Genomic DNA, 20,245 nt, shown 5'->3' on the forward strand with positions numbered 1-20,245 from the left:
GTCACAGGCCCGCCGGCCGCGCGCTGGTGGCCCCGGATGCCCGCAGCTCGGTGAGCTCTCGTTCGCTGCGTCCCAGCAGGCCCGTCAGGACTTCGGCGGTGTGCTGGCCATACAACGGCGGCACGCGTCGGATCCAGCGCCGTGGCTTCCCGACGAATGCGAAGGGCATTCCGGTGCACAGGAACGAGCCGGCCACCGGGTGGTCGACCGTTTCCCAAAAACCCCGGGCCCGCAGTTGTGGATCGCCCAGCAGTTCCCCCGCCGGCGTGACCGGTGCCGCGGCCACCCCGCCGGCGCGCAGCGCGTCGACCGCCTCGGCCACCGTGCGCCGCGCGGTCCAATCCGAGATCAGCTTGTCGATGTCGTCGGCCCCCGCCCGCCACCCGGCTGCATCCGGCCCGAGTTCGTCCCGATTGATGAGCTTCGCAAGGGACAGGCGGGCGCCGTCATCGGTCGCGGCGAGCGCGACCCACTCGTCGTCACCGGCACAGCGATACACGCCTTGGGGAGTCGCTCCAGGGCCGCGATTTCCGTTCCGCCGCAGCTCGATTCCGTTGCGCGAGTACTCGACCACCGCCTCGGCGGCCACGTTCAGCGCCGACTCCACCATCGTCGACTCGACGTGCATGCCGGTTCCGTCCCGGTCACGGACGACCAGCGCCACGATCGCGGCGAAGGCCGCGTGCAGGCCCGCGATCGGATCGCACACCCCGCGCGGAATCACAGGTGGCCCGTCGGCATGTCCGGTTATCCATGCCATGCCCGTCGCCTGTTCCATGGTTTGCGCGAAGCCAACGCGGTCGCGCCACGGGCCGTCGAGGCCGAACGCCGGCATCCGCACCATGATCGCGCGGGGATTGGCGCCGCGCACCGTATCCCATTGCAGGCCGAAGTTTTCCATCACCCGCGGCGAGAAGTTCTCGATGACGAGATCGCTGGCGGCGATGAGATCCAGGGCAATGCTCCGCCCCGCGTCGGTGCCCAGCTCCACGCTGATGCCGCGCTTGTTGTTGTTGCTGCACAGGAACACCGGGCCCGTTTCCCACCACTGGTCCCAGTCGGGGGGACGGCCGGCGGAGAGCCGCATGCCGTCGGGCCGGCGGACGCCCTCGAGCTTGATGACGTCGGCGCCGAGGGCGCCCAGGAATTGCGTGGCGACGGGCCCCGCCCAGAAGGCGGTGAAGTCGGTTACCCGGATGCCGGACAACGGAAGTGCGTCGGGTTCGGCGGCGCTGGGCCGGCCGGGCCGGGGCGGCCACCGCACGCGGCCGTTGTCGGCACCCAGTTCCGGAGGGCGCCGCGGCGGCATGGTCACGATGGCATCGCTGCGGTACGGTACCCGCGGCTGCAGCCCCCCGGGTTCCGACTCGACGAACACGCCGCGTTCGACGAAGTGGTCGACCTTGGGCAGCGTGGCGGGGGTGCCGATGGGCGCTACCGGGATTCGGAAGGCCACCGCGAGATCGATGATCTCTTGGGTGGTACGGGTTTCCGTCCACCGCGTGACCATGCCGAGGAATTCGTCGCGGCGCTCGACTCGCCCTACGAACGACGCCAGCTCGGCGTCGTCGACCAGATCGGCGCGATCGATCATCACCAGAAAGTCTTGGAACTGTTGGGCGGTGATGGTGCAGAAGCCGACCATGCCGTCGGCCGTGGGCACGATCGACGGCAGTTCCAGGCTGCGTTGCTGCTGAAGGGAATCCGGCCCCAGCACGCTGGCCGACATGGCGGACAGGCCGCCCATCGCGAGGGCCATCGCCTCGTAGGTCGAGACGTCGATGATCTCACCGTTTCCGCCCCGGGCGGCATGGCGTGCCGCGGCCGCGGCCACCGCCGCGGCGAACGCCCCCGCGAGCCACTCGCCCAGCCGGCCGCCCGCTTGCACGGGTTCGTCGCCCGGCCAGCCGCGGCCGGCGGTCGAGCCGCACAGCGCCTGCAGGATGAACTCGTTGGCGACGACGCGGTCGTCGACGTACGGACCCGTCAGCCCGAACGGCGTCACGGCGACCACGACGGCCGACGGCCCGCTATGGGCCGTGATGTCGTCGAGCGTCCAGCCGTCGGTCAGGTCGGTGAGCACGACGTCGGCACCGGCCAGCAGGGCGGCGACCTCGGCGTCGTCGCGGCGGACAACCGACCTCTTGCCCGCCGCCAGGTAGCCGAACAGCGCGCCGGGGGCGCCCCCGGCCGACCACCCGCGCATCGAATCACCTTGCGGTGACTCGATCTTCACGACGTCGGCGCCCGCGTCGGCGAACATCTTCGCGCAGTACGACACCGCGATCCCGCTGGACAACTCCAGCACACGCCAGCCCGCGAACGGCGCCTCGGCGGCCACGCTCAGTTGCCCAGGGTGGTGGCGCGCCCGGCGATGCCGGTGACCTCCGCGGTCACCGGCCCGGATCCCTGCGCCTGCAGCGCGAACTGCGTCATCCGCGTCCAGGTGTCGAGGTCACGCTGGCTGGCCCGATGGCCGACATGGGTCACCACGTCGACGTCGGTGGCCTGGGCGCGCAGGTAGCCGGCCCGCGCGTGTTCTTTCGGGATGTGCCGGAACGGGTCGAACGAGTATGCGGCCATGGCGTTTTCGTGCGTGATCTTGTTGATGACCGCGTCGTCGAGGTGGCCCATGGTCTCGATGACATCCTCGGGCGCGAACGGCCAGTTGCTGTCGGAGTGCGGAAAGTCGGACTCCCAACACAGCATGTCCTCGTTGAACCAGTCCATGTTCTTGACGCCGACTTTGTCGCTGATGAAGCAGGTGTAGAAATGTCGCTTGAACACGTCGGTCGGACCGCCGTAGCCGGGCGGGAACTTCGCCTGCGTCCAGCCCGAGTGCCGGTTGTAGACGTGCTCGGCGCGCCAGAGGAAGTACGGTATCCAGCCGACGTCGCCCTCGGTGAGGGAGAACTTGAGTTGTGGGAAGTCGGCCCAGAATTCGGCCCAGATCAGCTCGGTGAAGGTGAACATGCTCATCATCGACGACGCCGTCATCTGCACGCTGGGCGGAGCGTCGGTCGACACTTGTGCGGATCGCGACGCGGAACCGACGTGGGTGCACAGCACGGTGCTGTTCTCACAGACGGCCTCGAACAATGGATACCAGTATTTGGTGTGAATGCTGGGCATTTCCAAGGCCTCTGGATTCTCCGAAAACGTCACCGCGTGACAGCCCTTGTCCGCGAGCCGCTTGACTTCCTTGGCCGCTTCGGCCACGTCGTATAGCGGCAGGATGCCGCAGGGGATGAACCGTCCCGGGTACGCCGCGCACCATTCGTCGATGTGCCAGTCGTTGTAGGCCTTGATCATCAGCAGGTTGATGTCGCGGTCGGGGCCCTGGTTGAGCACCTGGCCCGAGAAGCCGGTGAAGTTCGGGAAGTTCAAGCCGGCCAGTTGCCCGCCGGCGTTCATGTCGCGAATCCGTTCGTCGACGTTGAAGCAGCCCGGACGCATCTCGTCGTAACTGCAGGCGTCGACGTTGTACATCTCGCGGGGTTTGCCCGCGACGGCGTTGAGGCCCATGTTGCGTCCGCGGATATCGCCGTAGTACCACTGCTGGACGCCGTCGGGCTCGAGGACCACGCGCGGGGCGCGGTCCTTGTACTTCGCGGGCACGTGCGCGTCGAACATGTCGGCCGGCTCGGCGATGTGGTCGTCCACGCTGATCAGGATCAGATCGTCTTTGTTCATGGCGGACTCCTCGCGCATCGAGATGTGACTAGTAGACAATGGTGTTGGTCACAGTGTCAACGGCGGCACCCGGTCGTCCTGCGCCCGGTCACGCTCCGACAAGAGCTGTCCCACAATGGCAAACGCCTCGGCATGCGCCCGCGCAGGGCAATATAGCGCCAGCTACCGACTTGGACTATTAGTCTACCGACTTGGACTATTAGTCCATGTTGTTTGCGTGGCGTGCCACCATGAGGCATGACCGGCCCGAGAGGTGATGCATTGGTCGACAAACCCGTGCGGCCCACCACCGCCGATGTGGCGCGACTGGCCGGGGTGTCGACCGCGACGGTCAGTTACGTACTGAACAACGCCGAAGGCCGCAGAATCTCCGAGCCGACCCGCGATGCGGTCTACCGCGCCGCCGAACTCCTCGGTTACCGTCCCAACCTCGCCGCGCGCAACCTCGCTCGCGGGAAGAGCGGCGTGGTGCTCTACGTGCTGCCGCACGTGGCGGTCGGGGACATGCCGATGCAGGCCGGCAGCCGGATGACCACCGAGCTGGCACGCGTCGGACTGCTTCAGCTACAGATCTTCGAGGCCGAAGACGATCGCCACGTCGTCGAGGCCATCGAGAATCTCGACCCGGCCGCGGTCACGAGCCTGTTCCCGCTGAGCGAGGCGGCCGCGCACGCGGTGAAGGCGGCGGGCGTCCCGCACATCGACGTCGGGACGCTGCCCGCCCTGGGAGACCCGCACCTCTCGGTCGGCGAGCTACGCGTCGAGCACCTGGTTTCGCGGGGCCACCGGCGGATCGCTTTCGCGTACACCGGCAACCGCAGATGGCGCCTCCTGGGTGACTACTGGCTCGAGGGCGTGGCCGGCGCGGCCCTCGCGCGCGACCTTCCGTCGGTCGCCGTCGCCGACGTCACCCAGGACAATGCCGTCGAGGTGGTGACTGGCTGGGTACGAGACGGCGTCACCGCGGTGTGCGCGCAGAGCGACGAGATCGCGTGCCTGGTGCTGCACGGGATCCGCGCCGCCGGCCTGCGCTGCCCGGCCGACCTCGCCGTGATGGGCATCGATGCCACGCCGATGGCGGCGCTGAGCTCTCCGCCGCTGACCACCGTGGAGTTCAACCCGACCGCCGTCGCCGATGCCGCGATCGCCGCCGTCCTGACCGAATTGGGATATGCCGCCCCGGCGCCCCCGCAGCCAACGGACGTCGCCCGCCTGATCGTGCGCGAGTCCACGTGAACTGCGAGTTTCGCAAGAATTTGGTCACGCGCAGGGTTGCCGGAGCCGGGCTGGACATCCGGAGGTTAAGCGCGTAACTTCCGGTAGGTCCCGTGCGTGGATCGGGCGGGGCTTCAGGTCGCAAAGACGCGAGGGGATGGCCATGAAGGTGCAGTCGGTTCTCGACGAGATCCGCGAACGACCCGGTACCGGTGAGACGATCGCAGTCGTCGATCCGGCCACCGAAGAGCAGGTCACCGAGTTCAAGGACTGCGGGCCGGAAGCCGTCGATGACGCGGTGGCCCGGGCGAAGGCGTCCTTCGAGTCGGGGGTCTGGCACAGCAAGCCGCCCAGCGAGCGGGCCAAAATCCTGTGGCGCGTCGGCGAGCTGATCGATCAGAACGCGGAGCTGCTAGCCGAACTCGAATCGCTCAACGCGGGCATGACCCCGCTGCAAGCGCAGGGAACCGTGACCGTCGGCTCCGAGTTTTTCCGTTACTACGCCGGTTGGTGCACCAAGATCGAGGGCATCGCCGCCGACGTGCACACCGGCGGCCTCACCGGCATCGACTCGCATCAGCACGCCTACACCCTGAAGGAACCGTACGGCGTGGTGGGGCTGATATTCCCGTGGAACGGACCGGTTTTCAATTTCTGCGCCAAGCTGGCCCCGGCCCTCGCGGCGGGCTGCAGCAGCGTCGTCAAGCCGGCCGAGGAGACCCCACTGTCGGCGCTGGTGCTGGACAACATCCTCACCGAGGCCGGGGTGCCCGAGGGGGTGGCGAACCTGCTGCTGGGCTACGGGCACACCGCGGGCGCGGCGATCACCGCGCACCCCGACGTCGAGAAGGTCGCCTTCACCGGATCGACCGAGGTCGGCCGGGCAATCGTGCACGCGGCGGGTGCGAGCAACCTGAAGAAGGTGACGCTGGAGCTCGGCGGGAAGTCGCCGGTGGTGGTCTTCGATGACGCCGACCTGTCCAAGGCCGTCCCGATGGCGGCGTTCGGCACCTTCATCCACTCCGGCCAGGCGTGTGTGTGCGGGTCGCGCATCTTCGTCCAGCGCGGTATCTACGAGCAGTTCCTGGAGCAATTGGCGAACGTCGCGAACGGACTGCCGCAGGGCGGCCCCAAGGACGAGGGCAGCTTGATCGGCCCGCTGATCAGCGAGAAGCAGCTCACCCGCGTCCTGGGGTATCTCGATCAGGGCCGCTCCGACGGCGTTGAGGTCGTTACCGGAGGAGAGCGAGTGGACCGGAAGGGTTACTTCGTGCGCCCCACCGTGCTGACCAACGTCGCCACTACGAGCCGGCTGTTCCAGGAGGAGATCTTCGGGCCGGTCGTCGCGGTCATCCCGTTCGACGACGAGGACGAGGCGGTGGCCCTGGCCAACGACAGCACGTACGGCCTGGCCGCCACCGCTTGGACCCGCGATCTGGGCCGCGCCCACCGAATTGCCAAGCGGCTCAAGGCCGGAACCGTGGGGCTGAACTGCCAGATGCAGTTCGACCACTCCATGCCCTTCGGCGGTTACAAGCAATCCGGTTGGGGCTACGAGTCCGGCAAAGCGGGTCTCGAGACCTACCTGCAGACGAAGGTCGTCTGGGCGCAGATGTAACTTCAGAGTCCCAGCCCGAGCGTGCGGCGGGCGCAGATGTAGTAGTCTCGCCGCGTCAGGCTGCGGGTTCGTAACGCAGCATCGTCACGTCGTGCTCGGGGTAGTCGAAGAACACCGGCCGCACCCGCATTCCGACCCGAAGATCGGCCGGATCGACATTGACCATCTCGGTGGAAAACCTTGGGCCCTCGTCCCATTCGACGATGGCGAGCAGCTGCGGCACGGCGTCTGCGAAGTGCGGGCTGACGGGCCGATGGGCCACGGTGTAGGAGTACAAGGTGCCCATTCCGGAGATCTCGCGCCATTCCAGGTCGTCGGCCAGCGTGCGGGGCGCACGCACCCGCGGATAGAACACGTAGGACTGCAGCGACGGCGAGTACTGGATGACGATGCGATGGTCGGCGAGCGCATCCCAAAACGGCGCGGTGGTAGGCGTTTTGACGGGCATCGGGCGTTCGAATTTCATCGTCAGTCCCCTTGCAGGATGAGCGTCGTCTGCTCGGACAGGATGCCGCCGTTGCCGGACACGAAGGCGCGGTTGCAGTCGGCGACCTGCGCCGGGCCCGCGCGGCCCATGATCTGGCGGGTGGCGTCGCAGACGTGGTGCATCCCGCCCGCCAATCCCGCTTGGCCGAAGCCGAGTTGGCCGCCGGCGGTGTTGAGCGGAAAGTCGCCGCGGAAGGTCAGATCGTGGTTGGCGACGAACTCCATGCCCTTGCCCTTTTCGCAGAAGCCCGCGTCCTCCAGCGACAGCAACACGGTGATGGTGTAGCAGTCATAGATCGACACCATGTCCATCTGCTCACGCGTCAGCTCGGTCATGGCGAAGGCGGTGTCGGCGGCCGCGGCGATCGGCGTGGTCAGTAGGTCCGCGGCATACGTCGGGGTCTTGAACGGCACGTGCTCACCGAAGCCCTTGATCCACACCGGGCGATGCCGCGCCCGGCGGGCGAGGTCGGCGTTGGCGACGACGATGGCGGCGCCCCCGACGCACGGCATCACGATTTCCAGCATGTGCAACGGGTCGGCGATCACCGGGCTGGCCAGCACGTCGTCGATGGTGAGCGGTTTGTCCTTCCAGATCGCGCCTTCGGTGTGGTTGGCGTTCACGCGGGTGTCCACCACGAGCTTGGCCATCGCACGCTCGTCGTAGCCGTAGATCGCCGCGTAGCGTTGCGCCACCTGGCCGTACGGGCCGTTCTGCCCGAGGTTGCCGTAGGGTATCTCGAATTCCGCTTGCGGAGAGCCGTATTGGTTGCTGGACGAGCCGAAGAACATCGCGTCGATCATGGGCCTGGGCTTCTTCTTCGACGACGGCGTGATGTAGCGGGCGGGCAGCGCGCACAGGACGGCGTCGCAGATGCCGAGTTCGACGGCCGCGGCCGCCCGCCACACCATGGCCGCGGCGCTGGCCCCTCCGAGGTCGACATGCTCGGCGAATCGCGCTCCCACACCCAGGTATTCGGCGATCGTGGAGGGCACGAAGATCTCCGACTCGGCCAGGTGTGATGCGACGATCCCGTTGACGGCCTCGCCGGGCAATCCGGCATCCTCGAGCGCTGCCGCGGCGAGTTCGGCCCATTGCTCGAGGACGAAGGGTGCCGGCGAAGCCTTATTCAGGCGTTCGGGCGGGAGTTCCACATACCCGACGATCGCCGCGTCTCCACGTAATCCCATGTGCTGTCCTACTTTCGGGGCAGGCCGAGAATCATCTGGGCGATGATGTTGAGCTGGATCTCCCGGGTGCCGCCGCCGATCAACTCGGCGGGCAGGTGCAGATACGGCTGCACGACGGCGGGTTCCGAATCCGCGACCATCGCCGTCTGCCCGGTCAACTGCAGCGTGGCCTGAAAGGTGCGCCGCAGCAGCACGTTCATTGCCACCTTGGCGATGCTGGATGCCGGCCCCAAGGCTTGGCCGTCCAACAGCCGAATCGTTTCGCGAACGCCGAGGGCCTTGACGGCGTTGGTGTACGCGTCGAGCTCGCCGAGCTCGCGCAGTGCGTCGTCGCGGTCGGGTCCGGGTTGCGCCGCGAGCACCCGCAGGGCGGCCGCCCTGTCGAACTTGACGTAGCCGCTGATGGCCGAACGCTCTTCGGCCATCGTGGCGATCGCGAGATTCCAGCCGTCGGTCGGATCCCCCAGCAGCATGTCGTCGGGCACGAACACCTCGTTGAGGAAGACCTCGTTGAAGTGCGCATCGCCGGTGGCCGTCTTGATCGGCTGGACTTCGATCCCGGGCGATCGCATGTCGAGAATGAAGTAGCCGATGCCGCGGTGCTTGCTCGCGGCCGGATCGGTGCGCGCCAGCAGCGCCCCGAAATCCGCGCGGTGCGCCGCCGACGTCCAGATCTTGTGCCCGCTGACGCTCCAGCCGCCGTCGACCTTGGTCGCCCGCGTCGCCAGCGCGGCCAGGTCGGATCCGGCCCCCGGCTCACTGAACAGCTGGCACCAGGCGATCTCGCCGCGCTGCGTCGGCGGGATCAGCTTCTCCTGCAAGTCCTTCGGTGCGGCGCGCAGCACCGACGGAAGGATCCACTCGGCGATGCCCAACGAAGGCCGGACCAGGTCGCGTCGCTTGTCGAATTCCTCGTCGATGATCAACTGCTGCAAGGGGCTGGCGTCGACTCCCCACGGTGGCGGCCAGTGCGGCGCAATCAGGCCGGCCTCGGCGATCGTGGTGCGCTGCGGACCGGTTTCGAACTCCGGGTAGTCGCCTTGGCGCCCCGGCTGGTCGTTGCGCAGTTGCAAAGCGGCGTCCAGGGTTTCGGCCACCCGGGAACGGAACTCCGATTCCGCGTCGCCGAGGTTGACCGACATGTCACGCTGCCGGGTACACGTCAGCTCACCCAGACGGCGGGCCCAACGATTCGCCGGCCCGATCGATGCGGCCAGACTCGTGGCGCGTCGCCAATACAGGTGCAGGTCGTGTTCCCAGGTGAAGCCGATGGCGCCGAACATCGTCAACGAATCGAGTACCAGGTCCGGCGCCGGTGAGATCGCCATCACGGCGGCGCCGGCCGCGGCGAGCCGGTGCTGATCGAGCGATTCGTCGACGGCGCGCACAGCGTCCCAGGCCGCCGCGGTGGCCAGTTCGCTGTTGACCAACAACATCGCGGCGTGGTGTTGCAACGCCTGGAAGGTTCCGATCACCTTGCCGAATTGCTCTCGGGTGCGCAGGTGCGCGGTGACGACCTCGACGCACCACCGCGCGATACCCGCCGTCACACTGGCGACGAGACCCAGGGCGACACACGCCGCGCGGTCGACGTCGATGCCGGTGAGCACGTCGGCCTCTTCCGCGCGATGCTCAGCGAGCCGCAGCGTGCCGACATCGGCGACGAGGTCGGTGCCGTGCACGGATTCGACTGTTGCCGTTGGCTTTCCGGTATCAACGAGAACCCACAAGACCCCGCCGTCCTGGCTGCGGGCGCCGATCAGGATCAGCCGTGCCGCACACGCGCCCATCGTCACGCCGGACGCCCCGCTGACCACCCACTGCGGGCCGTCAGCGCGCGCGAGAAAGTCGCCATTGTCGGGCAGGACGAGCGCGGCGGGTGTTCCGGATGCAAGGTCACGCAGCAGCGATTCCGCCTGCGGCGTGGGGTCGGCCAGCATCGCGACGGCTCCCGCCGTCACCGTCGGCAGCAGCGGTCCGGGCAATAGCGCCTTGCCGGCCGACTCCAGGACGCAGGCGGCGTCGATCAGCCGTCCACCCTGGCCGCCGAGGTGTTCCGGAAGGTGAACGGCGTGGAAGCCATTGGCGACCAACGCATCCCACCATCCGGGAAGCTTGCCGGCCGCCAGCGCATCGAACTCGTCGCGCGTCGAAGAGATCGGGGCGTGCCGGCCGGCGAACCGGCCGACCGCGTCGCTGAGTTCCTGCTGCTCCGGGGAAAGTCCGAGCGGCATCGAAGACTGCTATCCTTCCGTCTTACAAGACGAACCGTCTCGTCTTGTGGCAGATTACGGGGCGGGTCGGTATATGTAAAGCGCGCCCGACCCCGAAAGACTGTGAGAGGCGAGGATCACCGCATGCCAAGCGATCTCGCGCCGCGGCGCCGTAGCGAGAAATCCCGCACGGCGATCGTCACCGCCACGCGCGAACTGCTTCTCGAGCGCGGATTCGACGGCCTGACCATCGAGGCGGTCGCCGCGCGGGCCGGTGTGGGAAAGCAGACCATCTATCGGTGGTGGCCCAGCCGCCCTGCGCTGGTCGCCGACGTCATGCTCGAAGACGCCGACAGGATCCTGGCTTCGGTGAACCACACCGACGACCTGGCCGAGGACCTCGTGGGATGGGTGCGAAAACTTGTCACGAGCCTGACCACCGCCCGCGGCTCGGCCATGCTGCGCACCCTGACCGCCGCCGGCATGGAGCATGAGGAGACGGCGGTCAAATTGCGCGCGGGGTTCTCCTCGCCGCTGCACGAAAGCGTCCGCAACCGGCTTCTTGCCGACGGCGTCGACGAGGTGACGGCCGATTCTGCCGCCGACGCCATTGTCGGCGGCGTGGTGTATCCGATTCTCTCTGGCGCACAACCTTATTCGCGGCGGCGGGCAGAAACGACCACCCGGATAGTCGTCGAGGCCCTCGGCCGCCGGCCCTGACAACCCACCCGAATCGGCAGCGCGAGCGCGAGACATGGTCTAGGTATGAAGCTATGACGCTAAATGAGGCGCCGGCGTCGTCCGACGCCGCCCCGAAGACGCTCGCCGCGTGGCAGTTCTTCCAGCAGATGCTCGCCGACGTCACCAAGGTGGTGACCCAGGATGCTGAGTCCGAGCGAGAGCTCCTCGAGGGGCTGCGGGTCATTGCCCGGGTATCGTCGTTGTGCTCGCAACTATCGGTCGAGGCCGACCTCGACCGGCCGTCGTTCTTCGACATGTGCTCGGACAACCGAATGATCGGCGGCCCCAATCCCGACGGCAATTACTACCTGGCGATGATCCGCGGCGACCGGCGCTATCGGATCACCGGCGTCCGGGGCACAAGCGCCTATCTCGGATTCCAGATCCTGGCCGGAACCGGGCTTACCCCGCGCCGGATGTCCAACTACGTCAGCGACACCGACCTGGCCCTGACGTCGGGCGAGTTCGCGCTCGTCCTGTCGGCGGACGAACCGTCCGATCTCGGTGGCGCGTTGTGGGTGCAGATTCCCGACGACGCGTCATCGGTCGTCGTGCGGGAGTACCTCGCCGACCGCGCCTCCGAGGAGCTGGCCACCCTGCGGATCGAAGCGCTCGATCCCGGCCCGCTCGCTCCGCTGACCGACGACGAACTCGCCGAGCAATTCACCGCGATGGCATGGACGCTGATGAAGCTCGTCACGCTGCACCGCACCATCAAGCCCGAGCTGCTGGAGCGCCCCAACACGCTGCTGACGGCAGAGGCCGCGGACCTAGGTGCGGCCGATACCACCCCGGACAACCTGTACATGATGGGCACGTTTCGGCTCGATCCCGGCGAGGCGCTGGTGCTCGACATCGCGCCACCCGATACCAGGTACTGGAACGTCACGCTGGAAAACGTGTGGCATGAGTGCCTGGAGCCACGTCGGCGGCACAGCTCGGTGACCAACCGGGGGGTGCGACCGGACGCGGACGGGCGCGTGCGCATCGCGATCTCCGCACAGGACTTCGGTTTTGGCCACTGGCTCGACACCGGTGGGCGGCATCGCGGATTCGTGGTGCTGCGCTGGCTCGACAACCCCAATCCGCCCGACATCACGGTGACGGTGCGCCGGCAGGGGGAACCGACATGATGCTGAAGGAGAAGTTCGACCCGGACCGGCTCATCGCCGCCGCCTGCGAAGAAGCGGGCAGCGACGACTTCGGCGCGGACGGCTGGCGGCCCGGGCTGGAGCGTCTCACCGACGCGCTGATCAACGAGGCACGGCTTTCGGACCTCGGTGTCGAGATCGCCTGCCTGGATGTGATGCGCGCCCTGAAGAATCGGCTCGGCGTGATCGCGTGGCGCACGAAACACCCTGAGATCGCCCGCGAGCCAATCACCCAGCCGATCTTCATCGTCGGCCAACCCCGCTCCGGAACCACGATCCTCTACGACCTGCTCGCCCAGGATCCCGAGCTCCGTGCCCCGCTGACCTGGGAGGTCGACGAGCCCTGCCCGGTACCGCAGCCCGAGACGTATCACACCGATCCACGCATCGCGCAGGTGCAAGCCAGCATCGAGCTCTCCGAGCAGATCGTTCCGGGCTTCCTCGCATTTCACCCGATGGGCGCCCTCGTCGGGCAGGAGTGCGTCCGCATCACGGCGAGCGAATTCACCAGCATGATCTTTCCGGTGCAGTACCGCCTGCCGAGCTACTCGCACTGGCTTCTCTATGACGCCGACTACGCCGGTGCGTACCGCTTCCATCGAATCTTCCTGCAGCACCTGCAGTCTGGCGTTCCCGGTCAGTGGCTGCTGAAGTCGCCCGCGCATCTGTGGCAGTTGGATGCGCTGCTGACCGAATACCCCGACGCGCTGATCGTGCAGACGCACCGCGATCCGCTCAACGTCATCTCGTCGATCGCCGCGCTGACCCACCACCTGCGACGGATGTGCAGCGACGAGTCCAACATCGCCGAATGCGCGGCGCAGTCCTACGAAGAGATCGTCGTCGGCCTCGATCGGGGGATGACGCTGCGCGACGGCGGCGCGGTGCCCGCCGGCCGGGTGATCGACGTGCTGTTCACCGATTTCATGAACGACCCGTGGACCACGATCAACGACATCTATCGGAGGCTGGGCCGCGAGCTGAAACCGGAGGCCGCACACAAGATGCGCGAGTTTCTTTCGGCTCATCCCGGGGACGGTGGACGGGGTCGCTACACCTGGTCGGATACCGGTCTGGACGCCGGCGAGGTGCGGGAACGGGTGCGTGCCTACCAGGACCGCTACGGCGTGCCGACCGAAGAGTTGCGGTAGGGAACAGTCTCAGCCGGCGACCGAGGCGTCGTAGATCGATTGGATCGCCGTGTCCAGCGTGGCGTTGAACTGCTCGTCGGACTGGTCGGCGGTGAGCCCCTCGGTCAGCGCGCGGCTGAAGCTTGCGATCACCCCGGTGTTCTGCGCGAGCAGCTTGTTGGCCTCCTCGCGCGAGTAGCCGCCCGAGAGTGCCAGCACCCGCATCACCCGCGGATGTTCGACCAACGGGCGGTAGTGATTGACCGCGCTGGGCAGGCTGAGCTTGAGCATCACCCGCTGTCCGTCCGGAACGGTTTCGAGTTGCTTGGTGATTTCGTCGCGCAGGATGTCCTCGGCCTGCGCCTTGTCCGCGATCGAGATGGTGACTTCGGGTTCGATGATGGGCACCAGTCCGTGCGACAGCACCTGGTGGGCCACCTCGAATTGCTGGGCGACCACCGCGGCGATGCCCTCGGCGTTGGCGCCGCCGATCACCGAGCGTTCTTTGGTGCCGAAGACGCCCTTGCCCGCGGCCCGGTCCAGCAGCTCGTCCAGCCCCGGCATCGGCTTCATCAGCTGCACTTCATCGGAGGCCTCGGCCAGCCCCTTGTCGATCTTGAGGATGGGCACCACGCCCTTGGTCTCCCACAGGTAGGTGGTCGACGGCTTGCCCTCGATGTCGCGGTCCATGGTCTGCTCGAACAGAATCGCCGCCAGTACCCGGTCACCGGTGAATGCCGGGGAGGTGATGATCCGCGAGCGCATCTCGTGAATGAGGTCGAACATCTCTTTCTCGGAGGAATAGGCGTCCTCCTCGATGCCATACAGGCGCAACGCCTTCGGCGTCGAGCCACCGCTCTGGTCGAGCGCTGCGACGAATCCCTTGCCCGACGTCATCCTGTCTGCTTGCTTTTCGTTCGGCATGGAATTCTCCACTCCCTTGTGGTCGTCGCGCCCCTTTCGTCACGGTGCGCAATCAGGCTCGGATCGTGTCGATCATATTTCGGCCGGCCACAGCCCGGACAGGCGGTGGTCAGGCCTCGGTTGCCTCCCGCTCTGGCGACGCAGTTTTGCCGGGCCACAGCGCCATGCGGTCGAGAAGCCCGTCACGCAGCACGAGCGTGTGAAACAGCACCGCGCAGACGTGCGCGGTGAAGGTCAGGAAAAGTAGGAGGGCGAAGATGTTGTGGGCCTGCCGAAGCACGCCATAGACATCGATATTGTGTGGCGCGATGCCGGGCAGCTGAAATGGCCCAACCATGCCGACGGGAAACCGCGCCGCCGAGAGCATGGCCCAGCCGATCAGGGGCTGGATGAGTAGCAGGGCGTAGAGCTGGTACTCCGACCACGACGCGATGCGGCGCTCGGTGGGGCCCATGGTGGCCAGGAAGGGCGGCAGCCGGTGGGTGAGCCGGTTCGCCAGGCGCACCACGGCGAAGATCAGGATCAGCAGCCCCAGCGGGCGGTGTATGGCAAGGAGCAGCGGGTAGTAGCTCAGCGAAGCGATCATGGTCACCCCGATGAGCAGCTGCGCGATGACCATGGGCGCCATCAGCCAGTGCAAGATTCGGGAGGGGAGGGCGAAACGCCCACGGGCGGCAGGTGTTTCGTTCGTCTGGTCGGTCATGGGAGGACCCGGCCCACGTTGATCTCACTGGCCGACTTGGGTTCCTCGGCGCGGCGGGTGAAGGAACGCGCGTAGACCGCCGATCTCGCGGCAAGCAACGGGTCGTCGGAGGCCGCGATGCCGTCGGGCAACACCAGGGGGTCGAAGTTGATATCGCGGGCGTTGCCCGCCGCCTCGGTCGCTACCGCGGTGATCGTGATGGTGCCGGCGTCGATGGAGCGTCGCGATTGCGGCCAGGGTTTGGTGGCGTCGTTGGTCGGATCGCCGGGCTCACCGATCGTGAGCATCAGCCGCCAGTTCAATGGCCGCAGCGCCAACGCCCCGATGAGGTCGTCGAACAGGTAGTCCTTCCCGACCGACGACGCCGGGGCATGTGCCACGCCGGTTTGCAGCGGGACGGCGGACCAGCGCACGGGAACGGTCGCGCCGGCGCCGTTGGTGAAGTGAAAGGCATTCAGACCGTAGAACGTGCTGTCCGCGAATCCCGCGCTCGGCGGTGACTGCTTGATGATCTTCATGGCCGCGACGGTCTCGGGGTGGCGGGCGAGGAATGCGGCCATCGCCTGCGGGTCGGCCTTGCCGCTGCCGGCCATGGGCCTGGACGCGAGCAACCGTTCGTAAAACCCCTGCGGGGTGCTGTCGGCGAAAACGGGAATGTTGATCATCGCCGTGCGCCACTGCTGGCCGTTTGGAGTCTGGAAAAGGAGCCCCAATCCGCGGACCACGTCGGGCTTGTCGGCCTGATCCGGCAGGCCGCCGGACAGCGAAAACCGACCGATCACCGGAACGCTGCCCCGCGCGAAGACCGCCGCCCGGCAGATGGCCGCGCCGGCGCCGGTGCTCGCGAAATACCCTGTGGCGGATAGCCCTTTGGCATGGTTGCGCCGAAATCCGTCGTGGTGGCCGTAGACATGTTCGAAGCGGTCGGCGAACCCTGAAGGCGTGAGTTGCGCGCCCGGCCGGAGCCAGCCACCGGCATAGGCAAAGCCGCCGACGTCCACCGCGGCGAAACCGGCGACCGCACCCATCCCGAGCAGCGCGCTCCGCCGGGTCAGCGCGCCGACGCGGGTGGGCTTGGCTTCGGCGGGGTTGTCGTCCCGCTCGCCTTCCTGGTCACCGGTTTCCATGCCCACCGTCCTTTCGGTGCTTTCCCGGTGGAGGCTACGGTGCGGCGCCGGACTTCGTTCAACGTGCGGGTGCTCGGTGCGGCAAAGTTCAGCTAGATGTCATCTGGCCCGCGCGAGAACGAGGCCACCTTGCCGTAGCCGGCGGTCAACACCATCGTGCCGTGCGGCAACGCGGCGAAGAAGGTAGGAGATGGTTTCGTCCGCGGCGGAGTGGCCCATTAGTCGCCTTCTAGGTCAGGTAATCGCCTGCGCTGCAATGGGATTCGACGATAGAAAGGCCAGCAACAACGCATCCCGTAACATCGGCGCCATGGAACCGAGCCGCTGGTGGGGCGACGACCGCGCGATCCTCGATGACGAGGAGGCCCGCCGGCGCATCCTGGACGCCGCCGGCCGCTGCATCGTGCGCCGCGGCAGCACTCAGTTCCGGGTGGGCGAGGTGGCGGACGAAGCCGGGGTGTCGCGGTCGACGGTGTACCGGTACTTCCCGGGCCGCGACGACGTCCTGCTGGGCCTCCTGCTGATGCGCATCGACAACGCGCTCGGTGAACTCGTGCGCTCGCTGCCCGCTCCCGACGACCCGGTTCGGTCGGTGCCCGAGATGGTGCTGGCCCGCGTCGAGTCGGTGGATGGCAATCCGCTGAACGAAGCGCTGTTCGCGGCCGAGAGCACCGCCGTGGCCACCGCCCTGGAGAAGGGGTCGGAACCGATCGTGGAGTTACTGCTGCGGCACTACGAGCCGTTGCTGACTCGATGGAAGCGGGCGGGCCGTCTCTACGACGATCTCGAGGCCCGGTCGATCGTCCAGTGGCTGCACACGGCCACGTTGTTTCTGCTGGCGCCCGCGTGGCGGCGCCGCCCCTCGGCCGACAAACGTGAATTCGTCGAGCAGTTCGTGGTGCGCGCCCTGGTTCCGCCAATCAGACAATAATCGGGTATTGTCTGATGTCCAGACGTCCGGTTATTTTTGTCTGACGGCGCCGGTCGAGCGCTCCGCGACACTGATCGGCGCCCGAATCAGGACGGTACGACATGAAACACGCTGTGGGCCAGGCCTTCTCCGCCGTGGGCCTGGCCGCCCATCTGGGCCGCGGCCTGGGCCGGGTGACCGCGGACGCGGTAGTCGCAGGCCGGTTGGGGTTACCCCGCACGGTCGACGACGTCGACGCCTCGGTCCTGTCCAAGATCATGGGCAAGACCGTCAGGTCGGTGCGTGTCCTGGGCAGCGACGCGGGGACGTCGTCGCGGGCGCGGTTGGTGCTGACCGGAAAAGACGTACCCGAGTCGGTGTTCGTCAAGCTCGCGGCACAGACCGCCGCCACCCGTTTGATGGGTGAACTCGGCAGGCTCGGGCACACCGAGGTGCGTTTCTACAGCCACCTCGCACCGGAACTGACCGGCGTGCCCGAGTGCTACGGCGCCGCATTCGACCCCTGGACGGGCCGCTATCTGTTGGTCCTGGAAGACCTCCCGGCCGAGTCGTGTGAATTCCCCGACACGTTGCACCCGCTCTCCCCCGACCAGGCCAGCCTCATCGTCGAATTGCTGGCCGAGTTGCACGCCACCTTCTGGCATCGCCTGCCCCGCAACGGGCGCGGCCCGCTGGGATGGCTCTACACGCCGTCGGGCGACGTGACGTCCCTGCTGACCGGTTCGCTGATGCACGCGTCGATCAAACGCCTCGCCGATCGCACCGACATCCCCGTCGAGCATGGCCGCTTCATCGCCGACAACTACCGTGCCGTCGCCGCGGCCATCGACACTCCCCCGCATACGGTCATGCACGGCGACGCGCATCCGGGCAACATGTACTTCTACGGCGGCAAGGCGGGACTGCTGGACTGGCAGGCCGTGCGGCGCGGACACCCCTCGCGCGAACTGGCCTACACCCTGATCACCAGCCTGACGCCGGAAGACCGCCGCGCGACCCAGCGCGAGCTGCTCGACGACTACCGTCGTGCGTTCGCGGCCGCCGGGGGACCCGGCCTGGACCGCGACGACCTGTGGCTGCGGTACCGCCAGGGCGCGCTGTACGCATATGTCGCCCCCCTGATCACTGCCGGAATGGGCGGAATGCAGGTCGAGGGCATCGCGATGGAAGGACTCCGGCGCGGGGTCGCGGCGCTCGACGACCTGGACACCGTCGCGGCGCTGAAGCGTTCCCTGTAGCCGCGGCGAAATTCGGCCGAACCTATTGCCATAGCCGCCGGAGGAGTTACGCTACTTCGAGTAGCGAAATACCTACACATCTCACTCGCAACGCATGGCGACGAGAAGGAGAGTTTCGTGTTCGACCTCAAGATCACCGGTGGCACCGTCGTCGATGGCACCGGCGCGGATCGCTTTCGCGCCGACATCGGCATCAAGGATGGCGTGATCGTCGACGTCGTCCGCCGCGGACCCAGCGACGCCGAAATGGGCGGTGAGGCCGCCGAAACCATAGACGCGACAGGCCATGTCGTCGCCCCTGGCTTCGTCGACATCCACACCCACTACGACGGCCAGGTGAGCTGGGACAGCCTGCTGGAGCCGTCCAGCGGCCACGGCGTCACGACGATTGTGACCGGCAACTGCGGCGTCGGCTTCGCGCCGGTGCGGCCCGGCACCGAGCAGTGGCTGATCGAGTTGATGGAGGGCGTGGAGGACATCCCCGGCACCGCGCTGACCGAGGGCATCACCTGGGGCTGGGAGACCTATCCCGAATACCTCGACGCGATCGGCAAGCAGAAGTTCGCGATCGACGTCGGGAGTCAGGTAGCCCACGGCGCCATCCGCGCCTACGCGATGGGTGAGCGGGGCGCCCGCAACGAGCCGGCCACCCCCGACGACATCGAGGCGATGGGCCGGCTGGTCACCGAGGCGATCGAAGCCGGTGCGCTGGGATTCTCCACGTCGCGCACGATGGGCCACCGTGCGATGGACGGCGAACCCGTGCCCGGAACATTCGCGGCCGAGGAAGAATTGTTCGGCCTGGGCCGCGCCATGGCCGCCGGCGGTCAGGCGGTGTTCGAGCTGGCCCCGCAGGGATCCGCGGGCGAGGACATCGTTGCCCCGAAGAAGGAACTGGACTGGATGCGGCGGTTGGGCGCCGAGATCGACCGGCCGGTGTCGTTCGCCCTGATCCAGGTGGACGCCGATCCGAAACTGTGGCGCGAAATGCTGGACCTCTCCGCGGACGCGCACGCCGCGGGCAGCCGGTTGCACCCACAGGTCGCGGCGCGCCCGTTCGGCATGATGATCGGTTTCCAGGGCCATCACGGTTTCAGCCACCGGCCCACCTATCGCCGGCTGCAGGCCGAGTGCGGCCGCGAGGAACTCGCCCAGCGCCTGGCCGATCCCGCGGTGAAGGCCGCGATCCTGTCGGAGGACGACCTGCCCGCCGACCCCACCCTGCTGTTCGACGGCATGTTCGCCCTGGTGCAGCACTCCCTGCACCGCCTCTACGCGCTCGGCGACCCGCCCGACTACGAGCCGACCCCCGACCGCACCGTCGCGGCGATCGCCACGGCTCGCGGCGAGGACCCGCTGTCGACCCTGTACGACCTGATGCTCGAGCGGAACGCGACCGCCATGCTGATGCTGCCGCTGTTCAACTACGCCGAGGGCAACTGCGAGGCGATCCGGGAGATGCTGCTCCATCCCGCCGGGGTGCTGGGACTCTCCGACGGCGGCGCGCACTGCGGGATGATCTGTGACGCCTCCTACCCCACGTTCCTGCTGACGCATTGGGCGCGCGACCGCAGCCGAGGCGAGAAGTTGCCGTTGGAATACGTGATCCGCAAGCAATCCCGCGACACCGCACACCTTTTCGGGCTCACCGATCGCGGCACGATCGAGCCCGGCAAGAAGGCCGACATCAACGTGATCGACCTGGACGCGCTGAGGTTGCACCCCGCGGCGATGGCCTTCGACCTGCCCGCGGGCGGGCATCGGATCCTGCAGGGCGCGAGCGGATATGCGGCGACGATCGTCAGCGGGACGGTGACCCGGCGCCACGATGTCGACACCGGCGCCCGTCCGGGTCGCCTGGTTCGGGGAGCGCGTTAGGGTCCG

16 protein-coding genes are annotated in these 20,245 nt (G+C 67.5%); 8 read left to right on the forward strand and 8 right to left on the reverse strand.

The features are described from left to right. Nucleotide 1 precedes the first annotated feature (1 nt). Both A5736_RS12115 and A5736_RS12120 read right to left on the reverse strand, forming a co-directional pair. Nucleotides 2-2,341, reverse strand: a complete 2,340-nt coding sequence (locus tag A5736_RS12115; protein ID WP_076246390.1) for a CoA transferase — start codon at nt 2,339-2,341, stop codon at nt 2-4. 2 nt (nt 2,342-2,343) lie between these two features. Continuing rightward, complete coding sequence (locus tag A5736_RS12120) at nt 2,344-3,693, reverse strand: amidohydrolase family protein (RefSeq protein WP_076121607.1); 1,350 nt, start codon at nt 3,691-3,693, stop codon at nt 2,344-2,346. A 237-nt stretch (nt 3,694-3,930) separates the two neighbouring features. Here A5736_RS12120 and A5736_RS12125 point away from each other — a divergent pair, with 237 nt between their 5' ends. Both A5736_RS12125 and A5736_RS12130 read left to right on the forward strand, forming a co-directional pair. Beyond that, complete coding sequence (locus A5736_RS12125) at nt 3,931-4,929, forward strand: LacI family DNA-binding transcriptional regulator (protein WP_076246392.1); 999 nt, start codon at nt 3,931-3,933, stop codon at nt 4,927-4,929. 142 nt (nt 4,930-5,071) lie between these two features. Continuing rightward, entirely contained in the window at nt 5,072-6,526 is a 1,455-nt protein-coding gene (locus A5736_RS12130) for an aldehyde dehydrogenase (protein WP_076121605.1), read from the forward strand. A 55-nt stretch (nt 6,527-6,581) separates the two neighbouring features. Here the strand turns inward: A5736_RS12130 and A5736_RS12135 are convergent, their stop codons facing one another. From A5736_RS12135 to A5736_RS12145, 3 genes are read right to left on the reverse strand one after another with little or no spacing between them, the layout of a single operon-like run. Then, the gene (locus A5736_RS12135) at nt 6,582-6,992 is read right to left on the reverse strand and encodes a Zn-ribbon domain-containing OB-fold protein (RefSeq protein ID WP_076121298.1); all 411 of its coding nucleotides are present in this window, start codon (nt 6,990-6,992) and stop codon (nt 6,582-6,584) included. Between the two features lie 2 nt (nt 6,993-6,994). Then, nucleotides 6,995-8,203 (reverse strand): thiolase family protein, encoded by a 1,209-nt coding sequence (locus A5736_RS12140; protein ID WP_076246393.1) that lies wholly within the window; start codon nt 8,201-8,203, stop codon nt 6,995-6,997. 8 nt (nt 8,204-8,211) lie between these two features. Further along, nucleotides 8,212-10,437 (reverse strand): acyl-CoA dehydrogenase, encoded by a 2,226-nt coding sequence (locus A5736_RS12145; RefSeq protein ID WP_076246395.1) that lies wholly within the window; start codon nt 10,435-10,437, stop codon nt 8,212-8,214. A 123-nt stretch (nt 10,438-10,560) separates the two neighbouring features. On the opposite strand from A5736_RS12145, the gene A5736_RS12150 reads away from it, so the two are divergent. The 3 genes from A5736_RS12150 to A5736_RS12160 are packed head-to-tail and all read left to right on the forward strand — an operon-like array spanning nt 10,561 to nt 13,459. Next, nucleotides 10,561-11,136 (forward strand): TetR/AcrR family transcriptional regulator, encoded by a 576-nt coding sequence (locus tag A5736_RS12150; protein WP_076246396.1) that lies wholly within the window; start codon nt 10,561-10,563, stop codon nt 11,134-11,136. Between the two features lie 53 nt (nt 11,137-11,189). Beyond that, on the forward strand, nt 11,190-12,290 hold the full coding sequence (locus A5736_RS12155) for a DUF1214 domain-containing protein (protein WP_076246398.1): 1,101 nt from the start codon (nt 11,190-11,192) through the stop codon (nt 12,288-12,290). Continuing rightward, a complete protein-coding gene (locus tag A5736_RS12160; RefSeq protein WP_371328378.1) occupies nt 12,290-13,459 on the forward strand; it encodes a sulfotransferase in 1,170 nt (389 codons plus the stop codon). The genes A5736_RS12155 and A5736_RS12160 overlap by 1 nt, the downstream gene beginning before the upstream one ends. Nucleotides 13,460-13,468: 9 nt before the next feature. Here the strand turns inward: A5736_RS12160 and A5736_RS12165 are convergent, their stop codons facing one another. The 3 genes from A5736_RS12165 to A5736_RS12175 all read right to left on the reverse strand — a co-directional run bounded on the left by A5736_RS12165 (nt 13,469) and on the right by A5736_RS12175 (nt 16,192). Then, on the reverse strand, nt 13,469-14,362 hold the full coding sequence (locus A5736_RS12165; RefSeq protein WP_076246402.1) for a fructose bisphosphate aldolase: 894 nt from the start codon (nt 14,360-14,362) through the stop codon (nt 13,469-13,471). A gap of 109 nt (nt 14,363-14,471) precedes the next feature. After that, nucleotides 14,472-15,065, reverse strand: a complete 594-nt coding sequence (locus A5736_RS12170) for a cytochrome b (RefSeq protein WP_076246403.1) — start codon at nt 15,063-15,065, stop codon at nt 14,472-14,474. Further along, nucleotides 15,062-16,192, reverse strand: a complete 1,131-nt coding sequence (locus tag A5736_RS12175; protein WP_305800076.1) for a catalase family peroxidase — start codon at nt 16,190-16,192, stop codon at nt 15,062-15,064. Before A5736_RS12175 ends, A5736_RS12170 begins: the two co-directional genes overlap by 4 nt. Nucleotides 16,193-16,502: 310 nt before the next feature. Here A5736_RS12175 and A5736_RS12180 point away from each other — a divergent pair, with 310 nt between their 5' ends. The 3 genes from A5736_RS12180 to A5736_RS12190 all read left to right on the forward strand — a co-directional run bounded on the left by A5736_RS12180 (nt 16,503) and on the right by A5736_RS12190 (nt 20,239). Further along, complete coding sequence (locus tag A5736_RS12180) at nt 16,503-17,123, forward strand: TetR/AcrR family transcriptional regulator (protein ID WP_076121601.1); 621 nt, start codon at nt 16,503-16,505, stop codon at nt 17,121-17,123. 101 nt (nt 17,124-17,224) lie between these two features. Then, nucleotides 17,225-18,361: a phosphotransferase gene (locus tag A5736_RS12185; protein ID WP_076246405.1), complete on the forward strand. Its 1,137-nt coding sequence runs from the start codon at nt 17,225-17,227 to the stop codon at nt 18,359-18,361. Nucleotides 18,362-18,478: 117 nt separating this feature from the next. Beyond that, nucleotides 18,479-20,239 carry an amidohydrolase family protein gene (locus A5736_RS12190; protein WP_076246407.1) on the forward strand — a complete coding sequence of 587 codons (1,761 nt, stop codon included), beginning with the start codon at nt 18,479-18,481 and terminating at the stop codon, nt 20,237-20,239. Nucleotides 20,240-20,245 lie beyond the last annotated feature (6 nt).

This window comes from Mycobacterium sp. SP-6446, assembly GCF_001954045.1.
Lineage (GTDB): Bacteria > Actinomycetota > Actinomycetes > Mycobacteriales > Mycobacteriaceae > Mycobacterium.